Origin of the sequence: Roseibium algicola, from assembly GCF_001999245.1 — a bacterium.
In the GTDB taxonomy this organism is placed as follows: domain Bacteria; phylum Pseudomonadota; class Alphaproteobacteria; order Rhizobiales; family Stappiaceae; genus Roseibium; species Roseibium algicola.
In genome coordinates this window covers 65,632-77,657 of the sequence record NZ_CP019630.1, presented here as the reverse complement: position 1 = coordinate 77,657, position 12,026 = coordinate 65,632, and the positions used below count along the sequence as shown (strand labels likewise).

Genomic DNA, 12,026 nt, shown 5'->3' with positions numbered 1-12,026 from the left:
CTACATTCTTGAACGCACAAACAAGAAAAGCCCGGACAAGGTCCGGGCTTTTTGCTGTTTGAAGGCAGAGTTACTGGTTGGCGGTGATGCCGACCGAAAGGATCTGCGGGATCATCTGGGGCGCGAACATCGCCGTTCCCATGATCTGGGACAGGGGAACCGGTGCACCAGGTGCCGCCGTCAGTTCCAGCGAACCTGGGGTGTTCAGGAACTGGGTCACAGCCTGAGCGACCTTGCCTTCCAGTTCCTTGTTCTGCAGCATGCCAAGCATCATCGGCAGGGTGCCGGTGAGGCCAGCTACATAGGTCGGCGTGTCAACACCGGCCTTTTTCGATTCCTGATCCAGAACGCGTCCGGTCAAAGAGGCGTCGTCCAGCCGGATCTTGGCATTTTCGATGGTCACGTTCTGCAGAAGCGCCATCGCTTCTTCCGGCTTCTCCGACTTTTCGTTGAGCTGGGTGACCACTTCGCGGGTAACCCCGCCCATGGAGAAGGAAAGCGACAGGCTGGCGGCTTCCTTGGCATCGATCTTGAGTTCCGGCACCACAAGCGTGGCTGCTTCCGGATCCCATTTGCCTGACCCGGCAACATCAACAGTCAGGGTTTCATAACCGAGATCCGTGAGCGACTTGGTTTCCTTCGATTCCAGTTCCTTCACATCAATCGTGGCGCCGGTCACGGCGAAACTGCCGGCCGTCGGAAGATCGCCGTCCATGGCATCGATCGAAGAGGAGATTTTTACGATGTCGGCAATCTGGTTGTCTTCATCGCGGATCTGGATGCTGTTGGCTTCAAACGTCTTGTAGCCGGGCCCTACCGGCGGCGTATCGGACGCAGCTTCTTCCGGTGTGGGCAGGAGAAGTTCCGTAACCTTGAGGTCTGCCAGCGACATGCCGCCGTCCTCCGCCGTGAGCTGAAGGTTGCTCATGTCGAGACTTGCCAGTTTGAGCCGGCCGTCAGCCTGGATTTCGCCGCCTGTCAGGACGGTGGAAGCGATGGTGACGCTGGCGCCTTCCTCGTCTTCCTTGCTGATGACGATGTCGCTGAGCGTGACGGCGCCACCTGCTTCGTCAACCGAACCGTAGCTCTCGACGGTGCCTTTTTCAGCGTCCAGCAGCGACAGGAACGCATCGGCAATCTCGTTCCCGGACGGATCGAAGGCAAGAGCCGGAGAGGCTTGTAGAGCGAGCAGACTGACAGCGGCTGTCAGACCGGCTGCGATCCGGGGCGAACGGGAAAACATCATTGAAAATCTCCACGAAATAGAGGTGATCCCACTCTGGGGTAAGTTCCACAGTGTGGCAAGGCGAAAGCCGGTTGAAGCAATAGCCGGGCTTATTCGAACAAAATATGTCCTGCGTCACACTTTCCCCGGTTGAAACGCGAAGGCCTTGTAGCCAGTGCTTTACCGGGGCTGATTGTGTCAGGCAGCTGCCTTTTCCAGGAAGGTGCTGTTGGCGCGTTCGATGTCTTCCAGTGTCGGCAGGCTGGCTTCGTTGCCCAGGTGCTGGATCGCATGGGTCGAGGCACCACGTGCAAAGCGGAAGTGTTGATCCCAGCTTCTTTCCGGCCATTGCAGGTAGGATGCAACATAGGCGCCGTGAAACACATCGCCGGCCCCATTGGAATCGACCACTTTCGACAAGGGTACATTCAAGGCCGGCATAACCTTGTCCGGACCGCCGGCTTCGTACCAGACCATGCCTTCGTCGCCGAGCGTGACAGCGCCGACAGGGCAGTTCTTGGTACGCAAATACGCCAGGGTCTCGCCGGTCGACATGCCAAGCTGTTGGCAGAACCGTTCGGAAACGACCGCAATGTCGATCTGGTTCAAAAGCTCGTCCGTGTTCTCGCGCACCGCACCTCCGTCGAGAGACGTCAGAATACCGAGGTTCTTGCATGTGGTCGCATAGTGGAGGGCTGCATCCGGCATGTGGCCATCCAGATGCAATGCCTTCATGCCGGTAAGCGTGAGGGGAGGGAAAGGATGCAGGAATTCGTTGTCGCGGCAGCGCACGATGGCACGCTTGCCTCCCTTCGGCATGATGAAGGAGAGCGAACTCTCGCGCACCTTGCGCCCGTGAATGGAAATGCCGTAGGCCGCGGCCATGTCCAGGAACATCCGCGCCAGCCAGTCATCCGCCTGCGAACATAACAGTTCCGGCTTGCCACCCAGTTTGGCGCAGCAGAACGCTGCTGTTACGGCATTGCCGCCGAAACTGATCGCGTAATCCCGGGCAATTGTCTTTTCGTCGCCCGTCGGCAGCTGGTCGGTCAAAAACGTAACGTCGATATAGGCTTGTCCAATAAACAATGCCTGCATGTACCCCTCCCGAAGTCCGGCTTTTTCTCGTCTGTCCTGCAGCTAACACGGCAATGAGGCAGGTCGCTTTGATCTGAATGAAACTGCTGAATCTTCAGTCCTTGTTTACCCAGATCAGCCATGGTCAGAAAGAGTTTATTCACGAACAGGCCTGCGACTTGTCTTTCCGCTATGTTGGTTTTGTAAAAACGGTGCTGATCGCCCTTGCGCTGGCGACTGCTCCGCTTTTTGCGATCAATGTCATCCTCAACCAATATGCGGAACGCCGCGCTGTCGTCGAAATGGAAGCCATGGGAAATGTGGCTATCCATCGCGCCGAAGAGGCAATTTCCACGACCGTCTCGCTGCTGCAGCGACTGGACCGTGACGACGTGCAAACCTGTAGCGCCGAAGACCGGGGTATCTACGAAAAACAGATCGTAGAGCACGGCATGATTGACGCCATCGGGCTGGCGGACGCGGCCGGTCAACGCATGTGCATCATTCCGGATCGAGATCTGGCCGGGAAGGTCGTTCTTCCTCCGATGCGCGAAGACGGCCCGCTGGTCGGTATCGGCATGCTGGACCGCAACTACCTCGGGGCTCGCGCAGCGGTAATCAGCTGGGATCTCAAGGACCAGACCCGTCTGTTCGCGGAAGTTACGCCCGCCGTCATTGCCATCGATCCCGGCCCGGAATATCTGCGCTCCTATCGCAGAGCCGAACTGCGCCTCGGCAACAATCTTCTCTGGTACAGTATCGGCGGTTATAACTCCGAGGCGACCGATCCTTCGCAAATCCTGTCTGTCGAGGTCTCCTCGCAGCTTTATCCGCTGGTCGCGACGATCACCGCACCGATTTCGGCCGCCGGCAATGTCGTGCAGGATCTGAAGGTTGTTGCGGCCGCCGCCTGTGCCGGCATTGCACTTCTGTTCGTTGCCATCGGCGTCTGGTTGTCTTGGCGTCCGGAGCGGGAGGCCGACGACGAATTCATCGCCGCGATCCGCAATGGCGAATTCATTCCCTATTATCAGCCTGTCATGGACATCGAGAGTGGCCGGTTGCGCGGCTGCGAAATCCTGATGCGCTGGCGCCGTCCAAACGGCATGATTGTTTCACCGGGCCAGTTCATGGCTTATGCCGAAAACAACGGCCATATCTTCGACATGACCCGCCACATGATGCGCGTATCGTCGGAGGAAATCGGCGATCTTTATGGCGACAATCCGGACCTGAAGCTGTCGATCAACCTTTTCGCGGGGCACTTCCTGGATCGCGAAATCATTTCCGACATCCGTTCGATCTTCGAAAAGTCCCGGATTTCCTTCCAGCAGATCGTCGTGGAAGTGACCGAACGCCATCCGCTGGAAGATATGGAACTCGCCCGCAAGATCATCGCGGAACTGCAGGCCCTGGGTGTACGTGTGGCGCTGGACGACGTTGGCACCGGCCACGGCGGCATGGCTTACCTGCAGAAACTGGGCGTCGATATCATCAAGATCGACAAGATGTTCATCGATACCATCGGGTCGGACGACAACTCGACGACCATTGTCGATTCCATGGTTGAACTGGCTGACAATCTGGGCATGGGCATCATTGCCGAAGGTGTCGAGATGGAGGAGCAGATCGACCGGTTGCTTGAACTTGGCGTTACCGCTGCCCAAGGGTACTTCTTCGCAGCCCCCATGCCGGCCGATGAATTCATCGCCTTCGCAGAACGTACCGATGAAGAAGCCAATGAGCGTTCGCGGCTTGCAGCGGAAGCTGCCGCCGCAGAACAGGCGGCAAACGAAGCTGCAATGCGCAAGAACGCTGCAGCCTGATCCTGCCTTCCGGCTGGCTCTTGTTTTTTACCTGGATCGATCTCGAAAAAAATCAGGTTCTGTCGGTTGGGACAGGCTCTTGCCCGTGCCAGTTTTTGGAGTGTCCGGCTGCCTGGACGCACTTTGAGTGTGAGCAGGATGAAAAAGCTGGCGAACTTATGCCAGTGTGCCCTCTTGTCTGTACCGGCTGGACGGTATAAATAGCGCGAAACTGTACTGACTGGACGGTATAGAAATGGCCGCGCGTTCGACACGCAACTCGCATGAATCGAAATCGGAAATACTGAAGGCTGCACTCGAAGTCGTGAGACGCTCGGGAGCGCAAAGCCTCACCATGGATGCCGTGGCCGAGGAAAGCGGCTTTTCGAAGGGTGGGGTGCTCTACAACTTTCCCACCAAGGACGCGCTGATTACAGGCATGGTGGAATTCCTTGCGGGCCAGTTCGAAGCCGAAGTGTCCGCTGCGCGGGAGCGGAACCTTTCTTCCGAATGCCCGACCTTGAGCGCCATGATCGAAGTCACCGAAGGCTGGCTGAGTGAGCAGCGGGATCTTGCGCAGGCCATGCTGGCCACGAAAGCAGACCGTCCCGACCTGAGTGAACCCTTCATGGGCGTGAAATCCCGTATGAAGGCGGCCATCGAAGCCGAACTTTCCGACCGCGGCAAAGCCTGGGCAATCTGGGCGTGCCTGGAAGGTCTGCATTTCTCCGAGGCGCATTGCGTCACGATTTTCACAGATGAAGAACGCGCGCTGGTTTTTCAGGAACTGCGCAAGCGTCTGACCCAACTCCAAGACTAGAACGGAAGACCAAATGCTGGCACTTCACAAAGCCCCAATCCGCCGTTGGGTCGCCCTCCTGTTTGCTGCGGGGATACTCGCGGCCTGCCAGGAAGACGCAGTTGATCCGGTTTCCGAAGCAGAAGCAAAGCTTCACGCCGCGCCGAGACCTGCGAAGATCTTTACGGTGACAGACCAGATAGGTCTGCTGGAGCGGCGGTTCGCGGGCCGGGTTGCGGCGGTAAAGACCGTCGACCTGTCCTTTCAGGTGCCGGGCAAGCTTGTGGCGCTTCCGGTTCTAGAAAGCCAGCGCGTGAAAGAGGGCGACCTGATCGCCACGCTGGACACGACTGACTACGACCGTGCCGTCCGCGAGGCGACGATCAATGCCGAGCAGGCAAAGAGGGAACTCGACCGGCTGGAAACCCTGCGCGAACGCTCCGTGATCTCGCAGTCCGCCTACGACGAACAGAAGAACAAGCACGACCTTGCGCTTGAGACGTTGAAGGAAGCCAAGCAGAACCTCGAATACACCACGTTGAAAGCACCTTTCGACGGGATCGTCTCTGTACGACTGGTCGACAATTTCACCACGGTCAGTGTCGGAACACCGGTTGTGCGGCTTCACGATGTGTCGGAAGTGCAGGTGGACATCAACGTTGCCGAGGCGCTGTTCGGACGGGTATCCGAGTCTGAAGTGGCCTCGATCGAGGCAAGGTTCCCGGCCTATGGCGACAAGCTGTTTCCGCTGACCTACCGCGAGCATTCCAGCCAGGTCGACGATGTGGCGCAAACCTATCGTATCACCCTTGCCATGCCTCGCGACGGCGCAGAGCAGCTGTCACCCGGCATGACGGCTTCTGTCACCGTGAAGTTTCTGCCGGAAGGTCTGGAACTGGGAGAACAGTTCCTGGTGCCCTCAAGTGCAATTGCCGTCGACGGTGATGGCAGCGCCTACGTCTGGAAATTCGATGCCGACACGGGCGCCGTGTCCAAGAACCCGGTCGAAATCGGCACGGTCATGGGCGACTTCATTCCGGTCCGCTCCGGCCTGGAAAAAGGCGATGACATCGTTTCCGCCGGCGTCGCCTATCTCAGCGACGGCCAGGTCGTACGGCGTTTGAACTGATCCGGTTCCGGACAGGCAAGAGGATCAGAAACCTTGGATATTGCACGCTACTCCATTCAAAAGCCGGTCAACACCTGGATGATCGTGATCATGTCGCTTCTGGGCGGGCTCTGGGGCCTGTCCACTGTGGGGCGGCTGGAAGATCCTGCGTTCACCATCAAACAGGCTCAGGTGATCACCAGCTATCCAGGCGCAACTGCGGCTGAAGTCGAAAACGAAATTACCGAAAACCTTGAAACGGCTATCCAGCAGATGCCGCAATTGGATCTGATCACATCCGTGTCGGAGCCCGGCTTGTCGCGCATCAGCGTCGAAATCAAGCCAACCTACGACGGCGAGGAATTACCTCAGGTCTGGGACGAATTGCGGCGCAAGGTCAATGACGAGGTCCGGAACCTGCCGACAGGGGCGGGAACGCCGCTGGTCTATGACGATTTCGGCGATGTTTATGGCCTTTTCTACGCCTTCACTGCTGACGGTTATACCAACCGGGACATTCGCGACACGGTCAAGCGTATCCGGCGCGAACTCCTGACGGTTCCCGGGGTCGGCAAGGTGGAAGTTGCCGGCGAACCGCAGGATGTCATCTACCTGAATGTCAATCAGGACAAGATGGCCGGGCTCGGCATCACCTTCACCGATGTGATCGGTGTGCTGGATGCGGAAAACCGTATTCAGACCAACGGGTCGGGTGTTTCAGGTGACAAACGCATTCGCCTCATGACGGCTTCCGCCTTTGACGACTTCCGCGGCATTCAGGATCTCGTCATCGGCAGGGCAGGGTCGACGGCAATGATCCGCCTGTCCGACATCGCGACGCTGGAGTTGGGCGAGCCGGAGAAGCCGGACAGGTTGATACGCCATGATGGCCACGCGGCAGTGACGATTGGCGTGTCTCAGGTCGATGGCACCAATATTGTCGAAGTCGGCGAACGGGTGATCGAGAAGCTTGCCGCCGTCGAAGCGCAATTGCCGGTCGGCATGCAGATCCATCCCATCTACGAGCAGAATATCGTGGTCGATGAATCCGTAAACGGCTTCATCATGAACCTTGCGGCCTCCGTCGTGATCGTGATCGGTGTTCTGGCGCTGTTCATGGGGTGGCGCGCGGCAATCGTGGTTGGCACTGTGCTTCTGTTGACCGTGATGGCCACCGTTCTGTTCATGCGCATCTTCGCTATCGAGATGGAGCGCATCTCGCTCGGTGCGCTTATCATTGCCATGGGCATGCTGGTGGACAACGCCATCGTGGTGGCGGAAGGCATGATGATCAACATGCAGCGTGGCCAGAAGGCGATTGAGGCGGCCAGCCGCGTCGTCGCTCAGACCATGTGGCCGTTGCTGGGGGCAACTGTCATCGGCATCATGGCATTTTCCGGCATCGGCCTGTCGCCGGATGCTACCGGTGAGTTTCTGTTCTCGTTGTTTGCCGTGATCGGGATATCGCTGCTGTTGTCGTGGGTCTTCGCGATCACTGTGACCCCGCTGTTCGGCAAGTACTTCTTCAGAACCGCCACCGGCAATCTGGACGATCATGATCCTTACAAGGGCATTCTCTACAAGGCCTATCGCGGGATTCTGATCGGTTCCCTGCATGTCCGGCTGCTGACCGTTGCCGCCCTTGTCGGGATAACGGTTGTCTGTGTCATGGCCTTCGGCAACGTGAAGCAGGCCTTCTTTCCGGACAGCAACACACCGATCTTCTATGTCCATTACTGGTCACCCCAGGGAACCGATATCCGGTCGACCGAGGCGGACCTGAAGGAGATGGAGAAAATCGTCCTTTCGGATGAGCGGGTCGCAACCGTCACAAGCTTTGCGGGCGGTGGTGCAACGCGTTTCATGCTGACCTACGCACCGGAAGACGCCAACCCGGCCTATGGCCACATGATCATCCGGACGCATGATCGTGAAGAGATCGACATGCTGGCGCTTGAGTTGAGGGAGCAGTTCGCCGAACGTTTCCCGTCTGCTCAGATCATCACCAAGCGCCTGGTGTTCGGTCCCGGTGGCGGTGCCAAGATCGAGGCACGGTTCTCCGGTCCGGATGCGGATGAGCTCAAGCGGCTCGGCAACGAGGCGCAGGCGATCTTCGCGATGCCTGACAACAAGCTTGCAGACGTCAACACGAACTGGCGCCAGCGCGAACTTGTCGTGCGGCCGATCTTCGATGAAGACCGTGCCCGTATTTCCGGTGTGACCCGCGAGGAGCTGTCGGTCGCCCTGCAGTTTTCGACCGAAGGCATTCGTGTCGGCTCCTACCGAGATGTCGACGAGAGCATTCCGATTGTCGCCCGCAAGGCCGAACAGAACGGCATCTCCGTCAACGAGAGCGTGTCGGACTCTTTGGTCCTGAGCAGCAATGAACGCCGCTATGTGCCAATCGAGCAGGTTGTGCGGGAATTCGTGATGGAGCCTCAGGATACGCTCATCCATCGCCGTGATCGCGTGCGCACGCTTACGGTGAAGGCTGAGACGACTGCGGGCGAAACCGCGACTGCTGCTCTTGCAAGGGTCCGTCCGCAAATCGAGGCAATTGAGCTGCCGCCGGGCTATGCGCTGGAGTGGGGCGGTGAATATGAAAGCACCAACGATGCGCAGGAATCTCTGGGTGCGCAGTTGCCGCTTGGGTTCCTGGTCATGCTGATCATCTCGATCCTGTTGTTCGGCTCCGTGCGGCAGCCACTGATCATCTGGCTGATGGTGCCCATGTCGATCAATGGTGTTGCCATTGCCTTGCTCGCCACGGACACAGCCTTCGGCTTCATGTCGCTGCTTGGCTTCCTGTCGCTTTCCGGCATGCTGATCAAGAATGCCATCGTGCTTCTGGAAGAGATCGATCTTCTGATTGGCGAGGGCAGGGACAAATACCAGGCAATCGTCGATGCAAGCGTCTCGCGTATGCGGCCGGTGATGCTGGCGGCGATCACTACCATCCTCGGCATGGCACCGCTCCTGTCGGATGCCTTCTTCCGGGGCATGGCAGTGACGATCATGGGCGGTCTGGCGTTTGCTACAGTGCTGACCCTGATTGCCGCACCCGTGCTCTATGCCCTGTTCTTCCGGGTTCGCCCGCCGAAGAAAAACAAGACGAAGGCGGAGCCGTCAGTTCCGGCGGATGCTGTTCCGGCGAAGTAACCCCGAACGCGTTCACTCACAAACTTGAAAGGCGGCCTTCGAGCCGCCTTTTGTCTTTCTCTCAAATGACATCCCAACGCCAACCAACACCGGCCCCCCATGGCTTGATCACGGGACCCAACCCGTTACGCCAGGGAGTGCAGGAAACACGGAAATGCAGTTCCGGGTTTCACTATGGCCTCTAGAGGCATCTAGTCTCGTGATATCAATATCTTGTCGACGTATCCGGACTCATTTTCTCAGTCTGCCTTTCAGCCACGACTGAGTTTCATGTGCCGGTTGACGTCCTTGTAGAGCAGATAGCGAAACTTGCCTGGCCCGCCGGCGTAACAGGCTTGCGGGCAGAATGCGCGCAGCCACATGTAGTCACCGGCTTCAACTTCGACCCAGTCCTGATTGAGCCTGTAGACGGCTTTGCCCTCCAGCACGTAAAGCCCGTGCTCCATCACATGGGTTTCGGCAAACGGGATAACGGCACCCGGTTCAAAGGTAACGATGGTCACATGCATGTCATGACGCAGGTCTTCCGGCGCGACGAAACGGGTGGTTGCCCACTTGCCGTCCGTCCCCGGCATTTCGGTCGGCTTGATCTGTTTTTCGTTCGTTACGAATGCATCCGGGGCAGCCAGTCCCTCGACTGCTTCATAGGCTTTTCGGATCCAGTGAAACCGGACTGGAGCATCGGCCGAATTTTCGACCGTCCAGGCACAACCGGCCGGTAGATAGGCGTATCCACCGTCTTCCAGTACGTGCACAGTCCCCTCGATTGTCAGTGTCAGTTTTCCTTGCACCACGAAGAGAACGGCTTCTGCATCGGCGTCCTGCTCCGGGTTCTTGCTGCCGCCGCCCGGCTGCACTTCCATGATGTATTGGGAGAAGGTCTCTGCAAATCCGGAGAGGGGGCGTGACAGCACCCAAAGCCGGGTCTTTTCCCAGAACGGCAGATAACTGGTGACGATGTCACGCATCGTTCCCTTCGGGATGACGGCATAAGCCTCCGTGAAGACGGCCCGGTCGGTCAGCAGCTGGGTTTGTGGCGGGTGACCGCCGCTTGGAGAGTAGTAGGGCGATGAGGTCATGCGGGTTTCCCTGAGCCGTTGCCGAAACACTGTTTCGAGCTGAATTAGAAAGCGCGGCTTACGGTAAGGCAACGAAAAAGAAAACCCGCCCGCGAGGCCTGCGGGCGGGATGTCCAGCTGGATGGTCAGCGTGGTCCGGATGGCGGAAATCCGGTTGGGGCCGAGAACCCGTCCTCTTTTCGGGACGTGGTTCTAACGTGCCGAGACCATCTCGCGCTGGACTGTGCTCCTTGCGGTCTTGACGTTGTCGAGCACCTTGGGGCAGGCGGCGCCCGACGTCTGTTTCTCGCGCAGGAACGAAGCCATGCGAGCATCGATATCCTTCAGGCGGGACTGTCTGGAAGGCGTGCGCTGCAGGGCTGCAAAGGGTGAAAAGAATGGCAGGAACGGATTCATTCAAAACCTCCCGATTGGCGTTGTGTTGCCGGTCAATAGACCAGCTGAGAGGAGCTCAGGTTGGTCTCGATCCGGGTAATCTCATCCCGTAACCGAAGCTTGAATTTCTTCAACGACCGTATGTGCTGCGTATCCGGATAAGGGTGCATTTCCTCTCTGCGGATCAGAGAATCCAGGGTGTTGTGCTGGCTGCGCAGCGACTTCAGTCTGTTGTACATCGCCTGCTCCTCTTTCGTGGGCTGTGTCTTCGACACCCTTGATATGGATACGAGGAGAGAATAGATGAAATACATTGTTTCGATTGAATTGATAGAATTTATCTATCATACAGGGAGGCGACATGCGGTTCCGGCCATCGTCACGGCAGCTGGACTATTTCGTTGCACTTGCAGAAACCTTGCACTTCGGCAGGGCTGCCTCTCGCTGCCACGTCTCGCAGCCGACGCTTTCGGCGCAATTCAAGCTGCTTGAAGAGCAACTTGGCTGCACCTTGCTGGAGCGCGGCAGTGGGGGGATCAGCCTGACGGCCTCCGGTGAGCGCCTGCTGCCGCTTGCACGGCGTACCCTCGAAAATCTCGACGAAATCGTGACTGTCGCCCAGGCAGGGCAATCCAATCTCGGCGGTCTGATCCGCCTTGGGGTCTCGCCCACATTCGGGCCGTATTTCATGCCCTACCTGTTGCCAATCCTGAAACGTGAATTTCCACTTCTCGAGCTCTACATCCGCGAAGACAGGCCCAATCTCCTGGAAGAGGGACTGATGTCCGGTGCGCTCGACTGCATTCTGACACCGGATTTTGCGTCATCGGATCAGTGGACGGCACAGGTGCTGTGCCGGGAAAGCGTTTCACTTGCCGTGCCGAAGTCGCACCCCTTGGCTGGCGTCGAAGTGATCCCGGTGGATATGTTGCGCGGCGAGAAGCTGCTTGCACTCGGTCAGGGGTTTCGCCTCCACAACGATGTTCAGGCGTTGGCACATGCCGCGGGAGCGGACTTCCGGCAGGACTATGAAGGCACAAGCCTTGATGCCTTGCGCCAGATGGCTTCGATCGGCATGGGGCTGGCTCTCTTTCCCGCCGCTTACATTGCGTCCGAGTTCGGAAAGGAGCCGGATCTTCTGTTGAAGAAGATCGAGGGCTTGCCGATGCGCCGGACGATGCATCTCGTCTGGCGATGCGGGTCTTCCCGAACCACCCATTTCGAAAACCTGCTGTCCCTTGCGCTCCAGGCGGTGAACAGCATGAAAGTTGAGGGGGTCGAGCCGGCCTGAAAGAGGCTCACAAAGGTAATTGGAAGCGTAAAGCCGTAAAGCAGGATGGATGATCCACCGTGCCACGTAATCCTCCCCATATTGCCGGTCCGCTAAAAACGTGCCAGC

10 protein-coding genes are annotated in these 12,026 nt (G+C 58.1%); 5 read left to right on the top strand and 5 right to left on the bottom strand.

From position 1 onward, the window contains the following. Positions 1-70: 70 nt before the first annotated feature. Positions 71-1,246: an aq_1923 C-terminal domain gene (locus B0E33_RS00350; protein WP_023004028.1), complete on the bottom strand. Its 1,176-nt coding sequence runs from the start codon at positions 1,244-1,246 to the stop codon at positions 71-73. Between the two features lie 177 nt (positions 1,247-1,423). Further along, positions 1,424-2,323, bottom strand: coding sequence for a sugar kinase (locus tag B0E33_RS00345; protein ID WP_023004029.1), 900 nt, complete (start codon positions 2,321-2,323; stop codon positions 1,424-1,426). A gap of 77 nt (positions 2,324-2,400) precedes the next feature. Between B0E33_RS00345 and B0E33_RS00340 the strand changes: the two genes are divergently transcribed. The 4 genes from B0E33_RS00340 to B0E33_RS00325 all read left to right on the top strand — a co-directional run bounded on the left by B0E33_RS00340 (position 2,401) and on the right by B0E33_RS00325 (position 9,173). Continuing rightward, positions 2,401-4,128, top strand: a complete 1,728-nt coding sequence (locus B0E33_RS00340; protein WP_023004030.1) for an EAL domain-containing protein — start codon at positions 2,401-2,403, stop codon at positions 4,126-4,128. A 235-nt stretch (positions 4,129-4,363) separates the two neighbouring features. Beyond that, positions 4,364-4,927: a TetR/AcrR family transcriptional regulator gene (locus B0E33_RS00335; RefSeq protein WP_023004031.1), complete on the top strand. Its 564-nt coding sequence runs from the start codon at positions 4,364-4,366 to the stop codon at positions 4,925-4,927. 13 nt (positions 4,928-4,940) lie between these two features. Next, positions 4,941-6,035 (top strand): efflux RND transporter periplasmic adaptor subunit, encoded by a 1,095-nt coding sequence (locus tag B0E33_RS00330; protein WP_077290078.1) that lies wholly within the window; start codon positions 4,941-4,943, stop codon positions 6,033-6,035. Positions 6,036-6,068: 33 nt separating this feature from the next. Beyond that, positions 6,069-9,173 (top strand): efflux RND transporter permease subunit, encoded by a 3,105-nt coding sequence (locus tag B0E33_RS00325; RefSeq protein WP_077290077.1) that lies wholly within the window; start codon positions 6,069-6,071, stop codon positions 9,171-9,173. Between the two features lie 251 nt (positions 9,174-9,424). On the opposite strand, the gene B0E33_RS00320 is transcribed toward B0E33_RS00325, so the two are convergent. From B0E33_RS00320 to B0E33_RS00310, 3 genes are all read right to left on the bottom strand, one after another. After that, positions 9,425-10,252, bottom strand: a complete 828-nt coding sequence (locus tag B0E33_RS00320; protein WP_077290076.1) for a bifunctional allantoicase/(S)-ureidoglycine aminohydrolase — start codon at positions 10,250-10,252, stop codon at positions 9,425-9,427. A gap of 192 nt (positions 10,253-10,444) precedes the next feature. Continuing rightward, positions 10,445-10,648 (bottom strand): hypothetical protein, encoded by a 204-nt coding sequence (locus B0E33_RS00315; protein WP_055653717.1) that lies wholly within the window; start codon positions 10,646-10,648, stop codon positions 10,445-10,447. 32 nt (positions 10,649-10,680) lie between these two features. Continuing rightward, positions 10,681-10,866 carry a YdcH family protein gene (locus B0E33_RS00310; RefSeq protein WP_031270751.1) on the bottom strand — a complete coding sequence of 62 codons (186 nt, stop codon included), beginning with the start codon at positions 10,864-10,866 and terminating at the stop codon, positions 10,681-10,683. A gap of 122 nt (positions 10,867-10,988) precedes the next feature. Here B0E33_RS00310 and B0E33_RS00305 point away from each other — a divergent pair, with 122 nt between their 5' ends. Then, positions 10,989-11,918 (top strand): LysR substrate-binding domain-containing protein, encoded by a 930-nt coding sequence (locus B0E33_RS00305; protein WP_077290075.1) that lies wholly within the window; start codon positions 10,989-10,991, stop codon positions 11,916-11,918. The last annotated feature ends 108 nt before the right edge of the window (positions 11,919-12,026 follow it).